15 protein-coding genes are annotated in these 19,173 nt (G+C 65.1%); 6 read left to right on the top strand and 9 right to left on the bottom strand.

Annotated elements, in window-relative coordinates; genetic code table 11:
• Positions 1-64 precede the first annotated feature (64 nt).
• The 3 genes from acnA to thyA all read right to left on the bottom strand — a co-directional run bounded on the left by acnA (position 65) and on the right by thyA (position 4,590).
• Positions 65-2,848, bottom strand: coding sequence for an aconitate hydratase AcnA (gene acnA / locus ACSFC7_RS14235; protein ID WP_436343491.1), 2,784 nt, complete (start codon positions 2,846-2,848; stop codon positions 65-67).
• Between the two features lie 189 nt (positions 2,849-3,037).
• Positions 3,038-3,577, bottom strand: coding sequence for a dihydrofolate reductase (locus tag ACSFC7_RS14240; protein ID WP_436343492.1), 540 nt, complete (start codon positions 3,575-3,577; stop codon positions 3,038-3,040).
• Positions 3,574-4,590 carry a thymidylate synthase gene (thyA, locus tag ACSFC7_RS14245; RefSeq protein ID WP_436343493.1) on the bottom strand — a complete coding sequence of 339 codons (1,017 nt, stop codon included), beginning with the start codon at positions 4,588-4,590 and terminating at the stop codon, positions 3,574-3,576. The genes ACSFC7_RS14240 and thyA overlap by 4 nt, the downstream gene beginning before the upstream one ends.
• A gap of 131 nt (positions 4,591-4,721) precedes the next feature.
• Here thyA and ACSFC7_RS14250 point away from each other — a divergent pair, with 131 nt between their 5' ends.
• The 4 genes from ACSFC7_RS14250 to purD all read left to right on the top strand — a co-directional run bounded on the left by ACSFC7_RS14250 (position 4,722) and on the right by purD (position 11,029).
• Positions 4,722-6,338 carry a ribonuclease H-like domain-containing protein gene (locus ACSFC7_RS14250; RefSeq protein ID WP_436343494.1) on the top strand — a complete coding sequence of 539 codons (1,617 nt, stop codon included), beginning with the start codon at positions 4,722-4,724 and terminating at the stop codon, positions 6,336-6,338.
• A gap of 3 nt (positions 6,339-6,341) precedes the next feature.
• Complete coding sequence (locus ACSFC7_RS14255; RefSeq protein ID WP_436343495.1) at positions 6,342-9,149, top strand: DEAD/DEAH box helicase; 2,808 nt, start codon at positions 6,342-6,344, stop codon at positions 9,147-9,149.
• A 78-nt stretch (positions 9,150-9,227) separates the two neighbouring features.
• Positions 9,228-9,653 carry a universal stress protein gene (locus ACSFC7_RS14260; RefSeq protein WP_436343496.1) on the top strand — a complete coding sequence of 142 codons (426 nt, stop codon included), beginning with the start codon at positions 9,228-9,230 and terminating at the stop codon, positions 9,651-9,653.
• Positions 9,654-9,736: 83 nt separating this feature from the next.
• Positions 9,737-11,029: a phosphoribosylamine--glycine ligase gene (gene purD, locus ACSFC7_RS14265; RefSeq protein ID WP_436343497.1), complete on the top strand. Its 1,293-nt coding sequence runs from the start codon at positions 9,737-9,739 to the stop codon at positions 11,027-11,029.
• A gap of 41 nt (positions 11,030-11,070) precedes the next feature.
• Here purD and ACSFC7_RS14270 read toward each other — a convergent pair whose 3' ends face one another.
• The 6 genes from ACSFC7_RS14270 to ACSFC7_RS14295 form a co-directional block, all read right to left on the bottom strand.
• Positions 11,071-11,442 carry a hypothetical protein gene (locus ACSFC7_RS14270; protein ID WP_436343498.1) on the bottom strand — a complete coding sequence of 124 codons (372 nt, stop codon included), beginning with the start codon at positions 11,440-11,442 and terminating at the stop codon, positions 11,071-11,073.
• Between the two features lie 232 nt (positions 11,443-11,674).
• Positions 11,675-13,027: an aminotransferase class III-fold pyridoxal phosphate-dependent enzyme gene (locus tag ACSFC7_RS14275; protein ID WP_436343499.1), complete on the bottom strand. Its 1,353-nt coding sequence runs from the start codon at positions 13,025-13,027 to the stop codon at positions 11,675-11,677.
• A 103-nt stretch (positions 13,028-13,130) separates the two neighbouring features.
• Entirely contained in the window at positions 13,131-14,423 is a 1,293-nt protein-coding gene (locus ACSFC7_RS14280; protein WP_436343500.1) for an MgtC/SapB family protein, read from the bottom strand.
• Between the two features lie 371 nt (positions 14,424-14,794).
• Positions 14,795-15,070 carry a PadR family transcriptional regulator gene (locus ACSFC7_RS14285; protein ID WP_436343501.1) on the bottom strand — a complete coding sequence of 92 codons (276 nt, stop codon included), beginning with the start codon at positions 15,068-15,070 and terminating at the stop codon, positions 14,795-14,797.
• Between the two features lie 453 nt (positions 15,071-15,523).
• Positions 15,524-15,670: a hypothetical protein gene (locus ACSFC7_RS14290; RefSeq protein ID WP_207288344.1), complete on the bottom strand. Its 147-nt coding sequence runs from the start codon at positions 15,668-15,670 to the stop codon at positions 15,524-15,526.
• A gap of 499 nt (positions 15,671-16,169) precedes the next feature.
• Entirely contained in the window at positions 16,170-16,919 is a 750-nt protein-coding gene (locus ACSFC7_RS14295; RefSeq protein ID WP_436343502.1) for a hypothetical protein, read from the bottom strand.
• A gap of 292 nt (positions 16,920-17,211) precedes the next feature.
• On the opposite strand from ACSFC7_RS14295, the gene ACSFC7_RS14300 reads away from it, so the two are divergent.
• Positions 17,212-18,222, top strand: a complete 1,011-nt coding sequence (locus tag ACSFC7_RS14300) for a lysylphosphatidylglycerol synthase transmembrane domain-containing protein (RefSeq protein ID WP_436343503.1) — start codon at positions 17,212-17,214, stop codon at positions 18,220-18,222.
• A gap of 148 nt (positions 18,223-18,370) precedes the next feature.
• The gene (locus ACSFC7_RS14305; protein WP_436343504.1) at positions 18,371-19,090 is read left to right on the top strand and encodes a DUF7117 family protein; all 720 of its coding nucleotides are present in this window, start codon (positions 18,371-18,373) and stop codon (positions 19,088-19,090) included.
• The last annotated feature ends 83 nt before the right edge of the window (positions 19,091-19,173 follow it).

The raw sequence follows: 19,173 nt of genomic DNA on the forward strand, positions 1-19,173 counted from the left end.
GCTCAACAGTTCTACGCGATTATCGAACCAAAAATCAAACCGGCGCCTCGAGTCCGCTACCGCTCTATTCCGTGAGCAGGCGTCGGAGCACGAGGTGGAGCACGCCGCCGTTCTCGACGTACTCGACGGCCGCAGGCGTGCCGACCTGTGCGGTCACGTCGAACTCGGTCGTGTTGCCCTCGTCGTCCTCGGCGACGACGGTGAGTTCGGCGTTCGGCTCGAGGCCGTCGTCCAGCCCGTTGATCTCGAAGTATTCCGAGCCATCCAATCCGAGCTCCTCCCAGCCCTCGCCCTCCTCGAACTGCAGGGGCAGGACGCCCATCCCGACGAGGTTGTCGCGGTAGATGCGCTCGTAGCTCTGGCCGATCGTTGCACGAACGCCGAGCAGGTCGGTCCCTTTGGCGGCCCAGTCGCGGCTCGAGCCGGTCCCGAGTTCCTCGCCGGCCATGACGATGAGGGGTGTCTCTTCCTCGCGGTAGCGCTCGGAAGCCTCGAAGACGGTGGTGACTCCCGGCTCACTCTGTTCGCCGCTCGTCTTTTCCGAGGCGCTTCGCGCCTCGCTCTCTTCACCAGTCGGGTGGTGAATCGTATAGCCCCCCTCCTTGCCGTCGAGCAGCTGGTTCTCGATGCGGACGTTCGCGAAGGTGCCGCGCATCATGACCTCGTGGTTCCCGCGGCGGGAGCCGTAGGTGTTGAACTCGTAGGCTTCGACGCCGCGCTCTGCGAGCCACTGGCCGGCGGGGAGGTCCTCGCTGAACGGCCCCGCGGGGCTGATGTGGTCGGTCGTGACGGTGTCTCCGAGCGTGAGCAGACAGCGCGCGTCCGCGATGTCCTCGACGCCGGGCTCCTCGAGCGGGAAGTCCCGGAAGAACGGCGGTTCGCGGATGTAGGTCGACTCCGAATCCCAGTCGTAGACGTCGCCGGTAGGTGCGTCGAGCGCTTCCCAGCGGTCGTCGCCCTCGAAGACGCTCGCGTACTTGTCCTTGAATAGCTCGGAGGAGACGCTGTCGTGGATCGTCCGGCGGACCTCCTCCGGGTCCGGCCAGACGTCCTCGAGGAAGACCTCCTCGCCGTCGTCGTTCGTGCCGATCGGCTCGTTCTCGAGGTCGATGTCCATCTTGCCCGCGAGGCCGTACGCCACGACCAGCGGCGGGCTGGCGAGGTAGTTCGCGCGGATCTTCGGGTGGATCCGAGCCTCGAAGTTACGGTTACCCGAGAGGACGCTGGTCGTCCAGAGGTCGTGTTCGTCGATGGCGGCTTCGATCGGCTCCGCCAGCGGTCCGGCGTTGCCGATACAGGTCGTACAGCCGTAGCCGACGACGTGGTAGCCCAGGCCCTCGAGGTCGTCGAGCAGGTCGGCCTGCTCGAGGTACTCCGTGACGACCTTGCTGCCGGGTGCGAGGCTGGTCTTGACGTACTCGGGGACGTCGAGTCCCTGCTCGAGCGCGTTGCGTGCGAGCAGTCCCGCGGCGACCATCACCGACGGGTTCGAGGTGTTCGTACAGGAGGTGATCGCGCTGACCAAGACGGAGCCGTGGCCGATCTCGACCTCGGTCCCGTCCTCGAGCGTGACCGGGATCTTCTCGTCGAGGCCGGGCTGTTCCTTGGCGACGAGTCCGCCGTCGCTCTCGGCGGCTCCCGAATCTATGACACCTTCTTCAGCGAGCAGCGTCGGGAAGTGCTCGTCCAGGTCACCCATCGGAATGCGGGCGTGGGGCTTCTTGTGACCCGCGAGGCTGGGTTCGACGGAGCCGAGGTCGAACTCGACTTCCTCGGTGAACTCGGGATCGTGCTCGCCGAAGAGACCCTGGGCCTCGAGGTACTCCTTGACCAGTTCGATGTGGTCCTCGTCGCGGCCGGTCAGCTCGAGGTAGTCGAGCGTCGCGTCGTCGACGGGGAACATGCTGATGGTCGAGCCCTGTTCGGGGGCCATGTTCGCGATGGTCGCGCGATCCGCGACCGAGAGCTGCGAGACGCCGGGGCCGTAGAACTCGACGAACTTGTCGACGACGCCGACCTGGCGGAGCTTCTCGGTGATGTGGAGCACGAGGTCGGTCGCGGTCGCACCCTCCGGCAGTTCCCCGGTGAGTTTGACGCCGACGACTTCGGGCAGCGTCATCGTGATCGGCTGCCCCAGGAGGGCCGCCTCCGCTTCGATACCACCGACGCCCCAGCCGACGACGCCGATACCGCCGATCATCGGGGTGTGGCTGTCCGTGCCGACGAGCGTGTCGGGCACGAGCCACTGCTCCCCGTCCCCCTCGCGTGCGTGAACGACTTTCCCGAGGTGCTCGAGGTTGACCTGGTGGACGATCCCGGTTCCCGGCGGCACGACGTTGAAGTCCTCGAAGGCCTGCTGAGCCCACTTGATCGCGCGGTAGCGCTCCTCGTTTCGCTCGTATTCGAGTTCGACGTTCTGTTCGTAGGCGTCCTCGCTGCCGAAGTAATCGACCTGCACGCTGTGGTCGATCACGAGGTCACAGGGGACCTCGGGTTCGACGACCGAGGGGTCCTTACCGGCACGGTCTGCAGCCGAGCGCAGCGCGGCCAGATCGACGACCGCCGGAACGCCGGTCAGGTCCTGGAGAACCACGCGGGAAGGCTGGAAGGGGACCTCGACGTCGGGAACGTCGGGCTGCCAGGACGCCGCGTTTTCGACGTCCTGCGCCGAGATCATGTCGCCGTCCGCGTTTCGGAGGACTGCCTCGAGCAGCACGCGGATGCTCACCGGCAGTTTCTCAAGGTCACAGAGGCCCTGCTCCTCGAGTACGGTGAGGTCGGCCATCTTGTACGTCTCGCCGTCGTGTTCGAACTCCCGGATCGCCTCCGAGAACTCATCAGTTGCCATAGGAGGACTTCGAACCGGGGGGTTTTGAATCTCCCGAGAATCCGCTGTAGAACACATCAACGCCCCGTATTTGACGGGTATTGGTATGTGTTTATATAATAATGAGGATGATGTATCTTCGGTCTGATTACTTCGGCGGAACGATTGGCTACCGGAGGTGGCGGACGATGGAAAACCGGATGCAAGGGCTTACTCGAGACGACTGTACTCGAGAAACGCGAATCCGTCGCGGTCGTCTCGAGAGACTTCGTCGAACGCCTCTCGATCCCAGTCGGGAAACCGGGTGTCTCCGTCGGGGTCATCCGCGATTTCGGTCACGATCAGGCGATCCAGCGCGGGAAGGAACTGGTCGTAGACGGTCGCGCCGCCCGCGACGAAGATCCGGTCGGTGTCGCCGTGGCGCTCGCGCGCGGCTCGTTCCGCTTTTTCGAGTGCGTCCTCGAGATCGCCCGCGATCACGGCGTTTTCGGGTGTCTCGAGGTCCCGTCCCGTCAAGACGATCGTCGTCCGACCGGGGAGCGGCTCGCCGAGGGCCTCGAGAATTCCCTCGTAGGTCACCCGACCCATGATGATCGGATGGCCCATCGTCGTTTCCTTGAAGTGCTGCAGGTCGTCGGGGATGTGCCAGGGCATGTCCCCGTCTTTTCCGATGACGCCGTTTTCGGCGACCGCGACGATGCCGACGAGTTCGCGGTCGGTTTCCAGCCGTGTGGCTTCGTTCTCGCTCATTCTGCGACCGCGAACTCGAGTCCGTCGTGAGACTCGTAGTCCCGTAACTCGACGTCCTCGTAGCTCAGTTCGTCGATCGACGTCTCCGCGACCTCGAGCGTCGGTCGCTCGAGCGGCTCGCGGGACAGTTGCTCGAGCAGGCCGGGGACGTGATCGAGGCGTTCGTCGCCCTCGGCTTCGGCGGGGGCCTCGGACTCGAGCCACTCGCGGACCGCGAGGTAGTTCTCGCTACTGTCGGCGTCGTCGAGCCGAGACTGGAGCGCCTCGAGGTTGTCGGCGTACCACGCTCCGCGCGCGCCCCGGCCGCAGTAGACGTGTGCGTCGACGACCGTATGCGCGAACGTCCCGGGCTCGAAGCCGGTCTGTTGGGCGACAACCTTCGTCAGCAGCGCGTAGGCCGCGATGTTGAACGGGACGCCGAGCGCGATGTCGCCCGAGCGCTGGGTGAGGTGGCAGTTCAGCCGGTCGCCCTGCACGTTAAAGACGAACGAATAGTGGCAGGGCGGCAGCGTCGAGACCGCCGCGTTGGCCGGATGCCAGGCGTTGACCACGAGTCGGCGCGAGTTCGGCGAATCTGAGAGCGTGTCGACGATGTACTGGAGCTGGTCGAACGTCCGACGATCGTCTTCCTCCTCGGTGACCCACCGGTGGGACTCGTCGGGCCAGGACTCGCCCTCGAGTTGCGCTCCCTGTTCGGGAACCGGATACCGTCGCCAGAACCGACCGTACGCGGTGTCGAGTTTGCCCTCGTCGTCGGCCCACGCGTCCCAAATCTTGGTCTCCTCGCGGAGAGTTCGGATGTGCTCCTCCCCGGAGAGATACCAGCAAACCTCGTGGAGCATCGAGTTCCAGCGGTAGCCGTCCATCTGTTTGGTCGTCAGCAGGGGATATCCCTCCTGCAGATCGACCTCGTAGTGCTCGCTGAACGAGGAAATCGTGTCGACGCCGGTCCGGTTGGGCTTGTAGGTGCCCCCGCTAAGCGCCGCGTCGACGAGATCGAGGTACTGTTGCATTGTCGCGCCATTCGAAGTCCCGGACTAAAATCTTGTGCACTTAAGTCTTTAGTTTGTCAGCTTATTTCAGTGTGTTCACTTTCACCCCGGTGTCCAAACCCTCTTTATTACGCCGCGCGTTCCGACGAGCGATGACCGCTCGAGACGGCGCGACCCTCCTCGCCCTGCCACCCTCGGCGATCGCCGACCGGCCCGTCGCGACGCTCGAGGATCTCGATACGACCCTCGACCCCGACGCCGTCTGGGTGCTCGGACCGGCCCGCGAGCCACAGGCGTTCGCTCGGGCTCGCGGAGTATTCGACGCGCCGGCGTTCCACCCGCCGCTGGAGACCGGCGGTGACGGTTCACTTTGCCGGCAGGCGATCGGCAACGAGGGACTCGAGATCGCCGTGAGCGCAGGAGTCAGATCCCTCCGTGCAAATCCCGACGCCGTCTCGAGCGACCTCGACGCTCCGAACTCGACGCTCGCCGCGCTCGTCTGCGACGACGTGACGACGACCGTGCGTCCGACGGCTCTCGAGACGACCCTCGAGGGTGCAGCGACACTCGCCTCGGCGGTACCGGCCGGTCGAGTCACGACCGTGCTGACGGGCAGCGAGCCCGCGGGGTACGACGAGTTGTGGCACCTCGAGCCCGACACCGGCGCGGTCCGGGCCGTCGATCACGATCTGATCGGCGGCCTCGAGCCACTCGACGACGATTGTGTCTCCGTCCGCGTCCAGGGGACAGGTCCCGTCGAAGGGTACAACCAACGGCACTCCATCGCGAGCCTGACGCTCACCGCCGACGGCGTCGAACGCGTCGAGACGCACGAGGTGACCGATTTCGGCCTCGAGGCCGTCTCCGGAATCGGACCGAAGACGGCCGAGCGACTCGCCGAACGGGGAGTGACGACACGCGCGGACCTACTCGAGACGCCCGTCCAAACGCTCGCCGACTGCCCTGGCGTGGGTCCCAAGGGAGCGCAGACGATGCACCACCACGCGAGAGTCCTCGAGACGGGCGAGCCGCGTCGGCTCACGGACGAGTCGCTGCCAGGTCAGGACTGGCACACGCCGCCGCTCTGCGTCGACATCGAAACCGACGGTCTCTCGCCGACGATCATCTGGCAGGTCGGCGTCTACGATCCCGCGACGGACGAGTACCGCGCGTTCGTCGAGCGCGACGATCCGTCCGATCCGGGATCGGTGCTCGAGGCCTTCTGCGACTGGTTGCTGGGCGTCCATCCGAACCGGGCCCTGCTCACGTGGAACGGCTGGCGCTTCGACTACCGCCACCTCGGAGCCTTCATCGCCCGCCACGTCCCCTACTACACCGACGAGTGGGAATCGATCCCCAAATTCGACCTCTATCTCTGGGCCGCGAGAAACGAGAACGCGCTGCTCCCCGGGCGGACGAACAAACTCGAGGCCGTTTCGGACGCGCTCGGCTACGAAAGTGCAGGTACCGGCCTCGACGGAGCCCGGACAGCCGCCGCGTATCAGCGATTCGTGCGGACGGGCGAGCCACTCGAGTGGGATCGCCACGAGGCCTACTGCGAGGACGACTGCCGGGCGCTGTGGCACGTCTACGAGCGGCTTCTGGATGCGCCGGAGGCGGGTTCGACCTCGGTCGTCGAACGCGACGAGCGTCACGACGAGTCGACTCGAGCGAGCACGGACACCTCGAACGAGACAGCAACGCGGACGACGGACCGTCCCTCGAGCAACACGAACGACAGCGAACAGACCGGACTGAGCGATTTCTAATCCATGAGCGAGCAACACCCCGACGAAGCGGCGGATGTCCCGATCACCGGCGACGAACTGGTCGACACCTACCCCGGCTACCGGGCACCCGGCGACATTTCGCTCCTCGAGCGACCCGGGCAACCCGCGTCGACCGTTCCGAGCGCGGACGTGCTTCGCCCCGAACTCGCGGGGCCGCTCGAGCACGACCTCTACACGCATCAGGCCGACGCCCTCGAGGCGCTCGCACGCGAGGAGCACGTCTGCGTCGCAACGAGTACCTCCTCCGGGAAAACCCGGGTCTACGCGCTCCAGATCGCGCGGAACTACCTCGCAGCGAAGGCTCGAGGCGAGACCTCCACTGCGTATCTCCTGTATCCCACGAAAGCCCTCTCCCGGGATCAGGAACGGAGCCTGAACGACCTTTACGACGATCTGGGCCTCGAGATCACGGTCCGAGTTTACGACGGCGACACCGAACGCGGACAGAACCGTAAGCGGATCCGCGAGGAGGCCGACGTCGTCATCACGAACTTCGCGGGCGTGAACACCTACCTGCACGATCACGACCGCTGGGCGCGGTTTCTCTCGTCGTGCGATCTCGTCGTGATCGACGAGTCCCACACCTACACCGGCGTCCACGGGATGCACGTCGCCTGGATCGTTCGGCGGCTGAAACGCGTGCTCGGCTACTACGACGCGGATCCCCGGTACGTCCTCACGAGCGCGACGATCGGTAATCCCGGCGAACACTCCGCGGCGCTGATCGACGAGTCCGTCACCGTGGTCGACGAGGACGGCTCCCCGGCGGGGCCGCGGGATCTGGTGCTCTGGAATCCGCCGCCTCGAGCGAGCGAGGACGAGCGAAGCGAGTCCTCGGATACGCGAACGGGAGCGACGCGGGCCGAGCGACACGTGAGCCGCGAGGACGCGGACGACGGGCGAGCGAACCGGACCGGCGACGGAGATGAACCGGACGACAGCGGAATCGGAGCCGACGACGACCTCGCGGACGACGCCGTCGTCGAGCGCGTTCCCGCCACCGTCGAGGCCCCGCGGCTGCTCTCGCATCTGACCTATCAGGACGCCCAGACGCTGCTGTTCACCCCTTCGAGAAAGCTCGCGGAACTCTCGATCAAGCGCGCGTCGAAACACCGCCACGACAACCCGTACTACACGAATCCCGACCGCGGAAGCGCGATCGAACCCTACCACGCGGGTCACTCCCGGAAGAAGCGCCACGGCACCGAACACCAGCTCAAGACCGGGATTCTGGACGGCGTCGCCTCGACCAACGCCCTCGAGTTGGGGATCGATATCGGCGCGATGGACGCGACGGTCCAGCTGGGCTACCCCGGCCAGCGCCAGTCGTTCTGGCAGCAGATCGGGCGGGCGGGCCGGGGCGCGAAGCGTGCCCTCTCGGTCCTCGTCGCCGAACACCGGACGCTCGACCAGTACGTCGTGAACAATCCGGACTACCTGCTCGAGAACGACGTCGAGGACGCCGTCGTCAATACCGACAACGACGCCGTCTTCGCCCAGCACCTGCGGTGTGCGGCCGACGAACTCGCGCTCGACGATGCGGATGCGGGGACGTTCGCCGAGCGCGAGCGCCTCGAACGCGCCGTCGAGATGTGGCGTCGCGCGGGGCAGTTGACCGGCGCGCTCGAGACCGGCGTCTCCTACGCGGGGCCGCCGCGGCCACAGCAGTCCATCTCGCTGTACGCGACGACGGGCGAGGAGTACGAGGTGGTCCTCGCCGACGGCGTCGACGCGAAGGCGGATCCGGAGATGGAACCGCTCGCGAAGGAGCGCGTCCTCCGGGACTTCCACGAAGGGGCGGTCCGACTCCACCAGGGCCAGCAGTACGAGATCACCGACGTCGATCACGGCTCACCCCGACCCTCGGTCACGCTCCGGCCGACGAACGTGGATTACTACACGCGCACGCGCACCGACGTGACCGTCCTCGACGCGGTTTCGGAGGAGTCCCGTGACGTCGGCGACTTCACGCTGCACTTCGGCCGCGGCCGGGTGCTGGTCTACCACGGCACCTACGACAAGGTCGCGATCCACGGCGGCAAGAAGAAAGAGCAGTCGATCCCGACCGAGAATCCGCCGCTCTCGATGGAGACGCAACTGTGCTGGCTCGAGGTGCCCGAGCACGTCGAGCGCGCGCTGATAGAGAAATACCGGTCTCACTCGGTACCGGAACTCGAGGACGGCCTCGCGGGAACGGCCCATCTCGGCTACGCGGGCGGGCTCCACGCCGCCGAGCACGCGACGATCGGCGTGGCGCCGCTCGAGTTGATGGTCGACAAACGGGATCTGGGCGGGCTCGCGACGCTGACGATCGACTCGCACCTCGATCAGGCGGTCGCTGCGGGTGCCGATGCGGCGTCCGAGATGGGGCCGGGGGCCGGACCCAGCACTGCAACGGGCGGGGACGACGCCCCCCAGAACATCGCCGCCGCCGAGGCGACGGTGCGAGAGATCGCGATGGACCTCGAGCGAACTCCCGCGAGCGGCTGGTTCATCTACGACGGTATCGAGGGCGGTCTCGGGTTCGCGCGGGCGATTTACGAGAACTACGAGGCCGTCGCCCAGCGGGCTCGAGACCTCATCGCGGACTGCGACTGCGGCAACGTCGGCGGCTGTCCCGCCTGCGTGATGGACGAACAGTGTGGGAACGACAACCAGCCGCTACACCGCGGGGCCGCCGTGGACGTGCTGGATCAGTTGCTCGGGACCGAGGACGTGAGCGCGCTCGAGGACCACTTGCCCGACGAGGAGCACGGTGGCGACCGTCGGCCGCCGCTGTTCTACGCCTGACTGGGGCGCACTCACCGACTGCCTGCCACCAGCCACTGCAACGCTTACGACCTTGTAGATCCTGTCGGTAGGGAAGATATGACCACCCACGTTCTCGTTCCGTACGACGACTCGGAGTTCGCCCACGCCGCACTCGAGTACGCGCTGACGGAGTACTCGGAAGGAGCGATTACGATCCTCTACGTGTTCGAACCGGCGGACGGCTACGGCGGGACGAACACGGCGGTCGTATCCGACGAGGAGACGGGAGAAGAGACCCCCGACGAGGACGGTGACTCGGTCCTGGGACAGGCTCGAAAACGGGCGATCGAACAGGACCGACAGCTGTCGACGGCGCGAGCGGCAGGTGATCCACCACGCGCGATCCACCAGTACGCCACCGAACACGACGTCGACCACATCGTCGTCGGCGGCCGTGACCGGAGTGGTGCGAGCAAATTACTCGAGCAGAACCTCGCAGACGGCGTCATCCGTGGGTCGCCCGTTCCAGTGACCGTCGTCTGAAAGTCTGAAATATACACGGGTATGGATACAATTCACTCGATCAAAGAGCAACGTTTACAGGTTCGTGCGTTCCGCTATCTCCCATGCGAGAGAACGTGCTCCTGATCGGCGGCGGCGGCCGCGAACACGCCATCGCTCGCGCGTTAGCGGACAGCGAGGCCGACCTCTACGCTTGCGCGGGGAACCGAAACCCGGGGATCGCTCGGATCGCGACCGAGTTCGAGACGCTCGAGACGACCAACCCGAAGGCGGTCGTCGAATACGCCGAGGACGTCGACGCGACGATCGCCGTTATCGGCCCCGAAGCGCCGCTCGAGGCCGGCGTCGCGGACGAACTCGAGGCGGCCGGAATCTATCCGTTCGGACCGAAGGAGGAAGACGCCAGGATCGAGACGGACAAGGCGTTCCAGCGCCGGTTCATGGCGGAACACGATATCCCGGGCTGTCCGGACTTCGAGACCTTCGACGACATGGAGGCCGCGTGCGACTTCGTCGACGACTACGACGGCGACCTGGCGATCAAGCCCGCCGGCCTCACGGGCGGGAAGGGCGTCAAGGTGATCGGCGACCAGGTCACGCCCGAGGAGGGCAAGGAGTACATCCGCGCGTCGGAGTACGACCGAATCGTCCTCGAGGAACGGCTGATCGGCGAGGAGATCACGATTCAGGCGCTCGTCGCCAACGGGTCGTTCGAGACCGCACCCGCCGTCCAGGACCACAAGCGCGCCTACGAGGGCGACGAGGGACCGAACACGGGCGGCATGGGCAGTTACTCCGACGCGACCAACGAGTTGCCGTTCATGACCGAAGCCGACTACGAGGAGGCCGTCTCGATCATCGAGGCCACCGTCGACGCCCTCGAGGACTACCGCGGCATCCTCTACGGCCAGTTCATGCTCACCGCCGAGGGGCCGAAGGTCATCGAGTTCAACGCCCGCTTCGGCGACCCCGAGGCGATGAACACGCTTCCCGTCCTCGAGACCGACTTCCTCGACGTGCTGACGGCCGCTCGAGACGGTGAGGCGCCGCCGGAACTCGAGTTCGCCGACCAGGCGACGGTCTGCAAGTACGCGGTTCCGGAGGGCTATCCGACGGATCCCGAGGCGGGAGCGAAGGTGCAAGTGGACGAGGAAAGTGCAGGTAACGCGCTACTGTACTACGCCAGCGTGGACGAGCGCGACGACGGCATCTACACGACGACCTCGCGCTCGTTCGCCGTCGTCGGCCTCGCGGACTCGATCACCGAGGCAGAAGAAATCGCGGAGGACGCCCTCGCGGTCGCCGGCGACGAGGGACTGCACATGCGCCACGACATCGGCAAACCGGATCTCGTCCAGCAGCGAATCGATCACATGAACGAACTCCGCGGAGAATAGCTCGACCGGCCGGTGCCGGCGTTTCGTCGGTACGATTCGTACTATTCCGCGCCCGGCCCCTGTTCGTACTCGTCGTCGAACTCGTCCGTCTCCTCGATCGACGACTCCACGTCCGACTGGACGTTTCCGATGTCGACGGTCGAGCGCAGTTGGTCTCTATCGATCGCTTCGTCGATCGTTCCGACGTCCGTGACGGCTTGCAGGCCCTTCTGGTCGATCGCCGCCTCGAGCGATTCGGCGTCGATTGCCGCGCCGAGCGAGTCCTCGTCCGCCTCCGTCGCCGCTCGCAGCGCGCGCCGAACCGCGACGTAGCCGACGAGGACCGCCCCGCCCGAGACGACCGCTCCCGGGACGCCGTAGCGTTTGTAACCGAACGACACCGCCTTTTTGCCGATCGAGAGTGCTCCAATCATCGTACGCTCCGTTCACGCGGTAGCGAAAAGAGGCCGAGGCTTTCGTACGACGACCGGTACTCGAGCGTCGAATCGGGGCGATCGACGAGGTCGCGGACCGTTACTCGAGCGTCGAATCGGGGCGATCGACGAGGTCGCGGACCGTTACTCGAGCGTCGAATCGGGGCGATCGACGAGGTCGCGGACCGTTACTCGAGCGTCGAATCGGGGCGATCGACGAGGTCGCGGACCGTTACTCGAGCGTCGTCGCGACCTCGTCGATCGCCTCGAGCAATAGCTCCACTCCGAGGTCGATCTCTCGATCGGTGACGTCCAGCGGCGGCAGCAGTCGGAGCGTCTTGTAGCCACAGCCGAGGGTGAGCAGTCCGCGTTCGAACGCCGCCTCGAGGACGGCCTCCCGTCGTTCTTTCGTCTCGAACTCAACGGCGAGCATCAGCCCCCTGCCGCGGACGTCGATCGCACCGGGTGTCTCGTCGTCCGCCATCGCGTCCTCGAGTCGGTCGCGAAGCTGTCGGCCCCGCTCGCGGACGTTCGCGAGCAGGTCCTGTTCGTGGATCACGTCGATCGTCAGCGCGCCCTGCATCGAGGCGATGACGTCGCCGGCGCCCCACGTCGAAGAGAGGCGTCCCGTTTCCGCGGGGAAGACGTCCGAGCGCGAAATCGTCGCCCCGACGCGCAGGCCCTTTCCGGCCGTGATGACGTCCGGCGTGAGATCGAGGTCGTCGACGGCCCATAGCTCGCCGGTCCGTCCGACCCCCGATTGAATCTCGTCGGCGACGATATTGAGATCGTAGCGCTCGCGGAGATCCTCGAGATCGCGCGCAAAGTCGGGGTGTGCGGGCCGGTAACCGCCTTCACCCTGTATCGGCTCGAGGATCAGGAAGGCGACCTCGTCGGGATCGATCACGCCGCGCAGGTGGAGTTTGTCGGCGACGACGTTGCCGCCGGGGCCGTCGGTCAGCCACCGACTCTCGTAGGCGTCTTGCGTCGAGGGGAAGGGCACGCTGACGACGCCGGGAACCTCGGGAAAACCGGATCGGTGGACGGCTTTCGACCGATTGAGCGAGAGTGCACCGAGGGTGCGCCCGTGAAAGGCACCCTCGAAGGTGAACGCGCGGTGGCCACCCGACGCGTAACAGATCTTGATCGCGTTCTCGATGGCCTCGGCCCCGGAGTTCGAGAGGAAGACCCGGTCCATGTCGTACCGGTCCGTCATCGCGACCAGCCGGTCCATGAGCTGGGTCGGCCCCGGAAGCTCGGGGTCGTCCGGCGACCCGCCGTGGCTGACGTAGAAGTCCTGGCCGGCGATCTTCAGCGGATCCACGAGATCGAACGCCTCGAGTTTCTCGCGAATGTCGGGGTTGTTGTACCCCAGCGGCGCGGCGGCGACGTGACTCGTGAAGTCCAGCAAGACGTTGCCGTCGACGTCGGTGCAGAACGGCCCGACGGCGTCGGCGCTCGTGTCCCAGACGAACTCGTAAACGTACGTACTCGGGGCGGCAAACCGGTGGTGGTACTCGGCCCACCGGCTGGCTCGTTCGCCGGGCATCGTCGCGACCTCGGGCTCGACCGTATCGCGGTCCATACGTCGTGTTAGCACGCGGCTGTGAAATAGACGCCCCCCGGAGATCGACACCAGAGAGCGAGGTCGGTCCAGCGAACCGACATCGGCGCAGTCCAGTCGGGCCCTAGATGACGATGATAATCGACGCCAGCGCGCCGCCGACCAGCAACATCGCGCTGTAGCCCGCGACCTGATTGCGGAAGTCGTGGTTCGCCGACGTCGACGCGAGGAGCGTCTTGACGACGATACTCGAGACCGTCGCGAGCAAAATCGCGATCGTCGCCTCGGCCGCCCCGAGTTGGCCGCCGCGATAGAGGACGACGGCCGAGGTGGTCGCGCCGGCACTCGAGACGAAGCCGCTCGCGACGGCGGTCGCGTAGAAGCCGAGCGTCCCGAACCACGTCTCGGCGAGCGACCCGAAGACGAGCACGACGAGGAAGACGGCCCCGAACGCGAGCGCGTTCTTCATCGAAAACGGGCTCTCGAGCTCGATCGGCCCGGACTCGCTCCAGTCGGCGGTCGTGGCCGCGATGGCGAACGCGATCAGGATGACCGCACCGAGGGGGATGATCGCCTCGAGGAGAATGTCGGAACCGCTGCCGACCGTAAAGCCGACCGCGATGGCGAGGTTGCGCGCGGCCATCGCCGCGTTCGCGAGGAGGATTGCGGCGACGGCGTACGACGCCGCTTCGGGGCGCTGGCTGACGTGATCGAGCATCGTTCCGACGACGGCCGTCGAGGAGGCCAGCCCGCCGAAGAACCCGGTGACGGCGATTCCGCGGCCGCCGTAGGTGGAGACGATCGCGTAGTTGACGATCCCGATCCCGGCGACGGCGACGACCATGAGCCAGATGACCTGTGGCTCGAGCGGGATGACGACCCCGGCGATTTCGGGATTCCACTCGGCGGGTAACAGCGGGTAGATGACGAACGCCAGGATGGCGAACTCGGTCGTCGAGCGCATCTCCTCGTGGGAGAGCCCCCACGCGAACTCGTGGAGTTCGCGCTTGAGGACGAGCAGCAGCGACGAGAGCACGGCGACCGTGACGCCCTCGAGGATGAACCCGGCGGCGACCAGCGCACCGATGCCGTAGGCGACGAGCATCGACACCGAGGTCGTCAGCGAGAGTCCGGCACCGTCGTCGCTCAACAGCCCCTGAATCGCCAGCATCACGCCCTGGACGATGACGAGCAGTCCGCCCAGTATCAGCAGTGACTCGCCGACGTCGGTCTCGAAGACCAGCAGGGTGAAGACGGCTCCGAGCAGGCTGATCAGCGAGAACGTCCGGATCCCGGCGGACTTCTGGGACCACTCGCGCTCGAGGCCGAGGAACATGCCGAGCGCTCCGGCGAGCGCGAGTCGGACGACGGTCTCGTCCAGCGGCGCGTCCACGATTTGTAACGTAACCTCGTTCACTGCCGACCGTTCACCACGAGTCTACATAAGCGGCGTGCCCGAGTCGGCGGTGTGGGTGCCTCTCGCTGGATATCGACGGCGGCGTGTTCGATCGGCACCGGCGACGAAAGACGACGACGCTCACGGAGTCGGTCGCTCGAGGCGTGCGAACGACGGCTCCGTGGTTCGAAACGAACACTCCGGACAGCGTTTGGTCGCCGACTGGGACTGCCGGCCGCCCCTCCTGATCGGCTCCAACCGAAGACAAATTGGGCGAACGGGAGGAAGAACGAGAATAGAACCGGCTCGTAGTACACTCGGACGGCGATGCTTACCGCTGCTCCGAGACCCAATCCTGCGAGCGCGGAGATCGTTCGTGACCGGACCACTTCCTACAGTTCGACGTACTGCCCTTCCCACTCGCGGCGTGCCTCGAGTTCGCGTCGGCCGCGACGAGTGAGCGTGTAGAAGTTGGTTCGACGGTCGCGCCGCCCCTTCTCGACGAGGCCCTTGTCGACGAGCGTATCGAGGTTCGGGTAGAGCCGTCCGTGATGGATCTCCTTCTCGTAGTACTGTTCGAGCTCCTCTTTGATCGCCAGTCCGTGGGGCTCCTCCTCGCCGGCGATGACGTACAGCAGGTCACGCTGAAATCCTGTCAAGTCGTACATTGGGAAAGTACCAATTGTACTTACTGTCGAATTTTAATAAGGCTATCGGGTTGTTTCGATCGAAACAGGGATATTACCGACGAGGGTGGAGTTCTGTGGATAGAACGAATGATAACGGCTATGATGGGTTCTCCGGTGAATTTAGGTAACGTGCGGTTCATGTTTACAGTCCATCTGTATTATTTCGGTATTATTATATTAGTGGGACGCGAATATTGCCGTTCGATCTCTCGTAGTTCGGCGACGAACGAGCCGGCGGCTGTTCGATCGTTGGTCATCGAAACAGGAAAGCAAATCGCGTGGCGGAAAAATGCCACGCGATCGCTTGCCGCCCTGAATTGGTCCCCGCTGACGCTTCGGCCCTCCAAGCGAAGCGTCAGGTGAACGATTTTGCCGAGTCTACTTAAAGGTAACGACACCGCCCGGACTCGTGATACGTCCGTTCCGGCGACGTCAGATGTGCTCCTCTTCGAGGACCCAGCCGATAGCCCGCTTGTAGTAGGTAAACATCTCTCTGACGCCGTCGTGGCGCATATCCTCGCTCTCGAGATGTTCGGTGAGGAACTCGTACTGCTCGCGGATTTCTTCTTCGTCTCGCATGAGCGGGGAGTACACGCGCAGAACGGAAAAAAGGTCGCCGTGATCGGCCCACCCGGGCCGGAAACTGCCGGCGGCCGTTCGCGTTCGGCCCGACGGGTACCGCCAGCGGCGGTAGTCGTCCGGTCGGGTACGGGAGTAACACGTGGTATCTCACGGACCAACAGCGCATTAGGTCCGACCCCCGAGACTGTTACCGCCATTTTCAGCGCGAAGCTGTCGGTTTCGATTCGACAACAGTTGTGCAAACAGTTCACAGGGTCGGCGTCCGAACCGCGGGCGGGTCACGCGTTCGATCCGTCTCACGAACGCCCACGCTGCAGCCACGACTTCGAACGGCGTATTGTCTCGAGTCGCGGTCCGAACAGCAGTCGCTGGCTGACCTATCGCGCCGAAGAAAATCGATGGGACACGGCGACCGATCGGTCGATCGGCCGCCAGTATTCGTAGCGGTCGCAGCGTGCACTCGAGCGTCGACGTCGCTACCGATTAGAGTCCGTCGTCACTCGTTGTCGTCGGATTCGTTGTCGTCGGATTCGTTGTCGTCGGACTCGTTGTCTTCGTCCGCGAGGCCGTTCCCGCCGTCCTCGCCGAGGGTCAGCGTGAGTTCCTCGTCGTCGCCGTCGATCTCGACTTCGTCCTCGGCCTCCTCACCGTCGGATTCGGCCGTGACGGTGTACTCGCCATCTTCGAGTTCGTCGAATTCGACTTCACCGTTCTCGTCGGTCTCCTCTTCTCGCGGGAAGTCCTCTCCCCCGTCGTCGGCGAGGCCGTTCTCTTCGGTCTCGTTGTCGTCGGTTTCGTTGCCGTCGGTCTCGTTGTCGTCGGTTTCGTTGTCCTGAATGGACGCACCGGTCTCCGTCTCGTTGTCGTCGGTCTCGTTATCGTCTGACTCGTTATCGTCGGTCTCGTTGTCGTCCGCGAGACCGTTTTCCTCGTCGTCCATCATGCCGCCGTCGGCTTCGTCGAGTTCGACGGTCGCGCCCTCGACGGGTTCCTCGCTGTCGTCTTCGACGGTAACGGTCAGCGTGTACGTCTCACCGTCTTCACCTTCGTCCTCGGTCTCGTTGTCCTCCGTCTCATTGTCCTCTTCTCCTGGCTCTTCATCTTCCCCTGGCTCTTCTTCGGCTCCCGTATCGTTTCCGTTTTCTTCGTCACCGGGACCCTCGTCGGCACAGCCGGCGAGGACGAGTGCACTTGCGGTACCTGCGGCGGCGACGAACTTGCGTCGGTTCAGTTCTGAATCGGACATATCTCTGGATAGGACGTTTCCGTTGGTTTCAGTGCGGCCTGCAACTGCCGTCCGTTAATCACGTGTTGAACGTAACCACAGAACGCGTGACCGTCATCGGGGAAGAACCGTTCGGCGGGTAACCCCGTTCTGGAGCGGCGAAACCGTCACTCGAACGGGAGAAAATCGGGCGAAACGATCGGCAGAAGATTACCGTCGAAACGGTCCGTCGATTAGTCATCCCCCGAGAGCGATAAATACGATTGCCAATTCTTTCACAACATAGTTGTAGGGTCAGTGCAATGTTCGGGTCGTGAAGCGCCGGATCGCCCTCGGATTTGTGTTCGCTGTCGTCCTCCTCGCCCTCCTCGTCCGCGCCGTCGGCAGCCAGGATATCGCCACCGAGCTGTCGAAGGCGAACCTCCGTCTGCTGAGCCTGGGATTCCTCTCGGGACTGCTCGCGCTAACCTTTCGTGGACTGGTGTGGGAGCGGTTCATCGCACTGGTAGACGGAACGATATCTCGCAGTCGGATCACCGGCATCTTTCTGACCGCGATGTTCGTCAAGTACGCGACGCCGTACGGCCAACTCGCGACGGAACCGTTCGTCGCCTATCTGGTCTCGCGCGACGGCGAGATGGCCTACGAGGACGGACTCGCGAGCATCATCTCCGCCGACCTGCTGAACTACGTCCCCTACTACACGTTCGGCTTTCTGGCGCTCGGAATGATCGCCGGCCGCGGCGCTATCGGTACCGGAATGGGCACCCAATTCGCCGCGTTCGGTGCGCTGTTCGTCGTCGTCGTCTTACTCGTGTTCGTCGCCGTCCGCCGACCGACGATCGTCTATCGACTCGTTCTCGGACTCGCCGGACTCGGTCGTCGTATCGTCGGTCGGTTTACCGACCGGTTCGACGAACAACTCTCCGCCAGTGCCGTTCGCTCGCGGCTGGACGGGTTCTACGCCACGATCGAAACGATCACCGCGGACAAACGGACGCTCGTGATCGCATCCGTCTACGCACACCTCGGCATGGCCTTCCTGATGCTTCCGGTGTATATCGGCGCGATCGCACTGGGCTATCGCCTCACCCTGCCCGTCGTCGCCATCGTCGTCGCGCTCGGGAAGCTGGGAGCGGTCGTCCCGTCCCCCGGTGGGACCGGGGGCGTCGAAGCGGTCGTCACGGCCGGACTCACGACGCTCGGCTCGCTCGAGCCGGCCGCCGCCCTGACCGTCGCGCTCATCTATCGGTTCAGTACGTACTGGCTCACGGTCGGAATCGGCGGTATCTCCGCTGCCGGGTTGTTCGTCAGGGACCCGTAGCCTCTCCTGTCTCGACTGCACCGGCGAGCCGACCCCGACGGTAGGTGTCGACTCGAGGCGACGCCCGGACGAGCCGCGGGCAGCGAGTCCGCGACGCCGAGCGGTCGACTCCGGTGTGGTTTTTGGTGTCCTGGTCGTACGGACGCGTATGAAAATACGGGGTGAGCGAGAGTGTACGGAGTGTGGGACCCGCTGGTCGTACTACGAGACGGGCAGCGTCGGCTGTCCCGCCTGTGGCAGCCTCCGCAGCGTCGGCGTCGACGACCGAACCGAACACACCGATATGCCGGTGGCGTTCGATCTCACGGGGGTTCGCAACGCCATCGACGAGGTCTCGAACGACGACCTCGCGGATCGCGCCCGCGAGGAGTGTCGCGAGTACATCCGTCGCCGCGGATTCGTCAACGCCGGAACCCTCCGCGACCTCGACGACACCTATCTGGCCGCGGCCGAACTGCTCCACGTCGCCGACGTGGTGGCTCGAGACATGCGCCTCGAGGAACGCGAAGAGCTCTACTTCCTCTCCCTGCTTCGCGACGCCGATAGCGGTGAGCGTCCGCCCGCCGACGAAGTGCCGCGAAGCCTCCGCGCCGCGCGCGGACTCGCCTACGCGAACGCCGTCCGCGAGTACCGTCGCGACGTCCGAACCTGGGTCGAAGGTCGCGAGCTGACGACGGCCGAGCGCAGCGCCCTCGAGACGCTCGGCGAACACGTCACCAGAATTCGGATGCTCGAGGGCGACGTCGACCCCCGAACGGCAGACCGACTGATCGCGGCGACCCGCGACCTCGTGAACGGCCTGCGCGGCGACGAGGTGTCCTTCTCGCAGGCACAGGATCGGCTCGAGGGGCTCGAGTTCGACAGTTAACCTCGCAACAGATCGCGCGCACGCGGAACGACGGATAGAATCGAGATCCATCGCACGGAAATCGGCGCTCGTTGCGGGTCAGA

The organism is Natronorubrum halobium (assembly GCF_051351675.1).
GTDB lineage: Archaea > Halobacteriota > Halobacteria > Halobacteriales > Natrialbaceae > Natronorubrum.

What these genes read in the sequence shown, in the direction of transcription:
- acnA (WP_436343491.1), bottom strand. Translation starts at nt 2,848, where the DNA reads ATGGCAACTGATGAGTTCTCGGAGGCGATCCGGGAGTTCGAACACGAC.
- ACSFC7_RS14240 (WP_436343492.1), bottom strand. Translation starts at nt 3,577, where the DNA reads ATGAGCGAGAACGAAGCCACACGGCTGGAAACCGACCGCGAACTCGTC.
- thyA (WP_436343493.1), bottom strand. Translation starts at nt 4,590, where the DNA reads ATGCAACAGTACCTCGATCTCGTCGACGCGGCGCTTAGCGGGGGCACC.
- ACSFC7_RS14250 (WP_436343494.1), top strand. Translation starts at nt 4,722, where the DNA reads ATGACCGCTCGAGACGGCGCGACCCTCCTCGCCCTGCCACCCTCGGCG.
- ACSFC7_RS14255 (WP_436343495.1), top strand. Translation starts at nt 6,342, where the DNA reads ATGAGCGAGCAACACCCCGACGAAGCGGCGGATGTCCCGATCACCGGC.
- ACSFC7_RS14260 (WP_436343496.1), top strand. Translation starts at nt 9,228, where the DNA reads ATGACCACCCACGTTCTCGTTCCGTACGACGACTCGGAGTTCGCCCAC.
- purD (WP_436343497.1), top strand. Translation starts at nt 9,737, where the DNA reads ATGCGAGAGAACGTGCTCCTGATCGGCGGCGGCGGCCGCGAACACGCC.
- ACSFC7_RS14270 (WP_436343498.1), bottom strand. Translation starts at nt 11,442, where the DNA reads ATGATTGGAGCACTCTCGATCGGCAAAAAGGCGGTGTCGTTCGGTTAC.
- ACSFC7_RS14275 (WP_436343499.1), bottom strand. Translation starts at nt 13,027, where the DNA reads ATGGACCGCGATACGGTCGAGCCCGAGGTCGCGACGATGCCCGGCGAA.
- ACSFC7_RS14285 (WP_436343501.1), bottom strand. Translation starts at nt 15,070, where the DNA reads ATGTACGACTTGACAGGATTTCAGCGTGACCTGCTGTACGTCATCGCC.
- ACSFC7_RS14290 (WP_207288344.1), bottom strand. Translation starts at nt 15,670, where the DNA reads ATGCGAGACGAAGAAGAAATCCGCGAGCAGTACGAGTTCCTCACCGAA.
- ACSFC7_RS14295 (WP_436343502.1), bottom strand. Translation starts at nt 16,919, where the DNA reads ATGTCCGATTCAGAACTGAACCGACGCAAGTTCGTCGCCGCCGCAGGT.
- ACSFC7_RS14305 (WP_436343504.1), top strand. Translation starts at nt 18,371, where the DNA reads ATGAAAATACGGGGTGAGCGAGAGTGTACGGAGTGTGGGACCCGCTGG.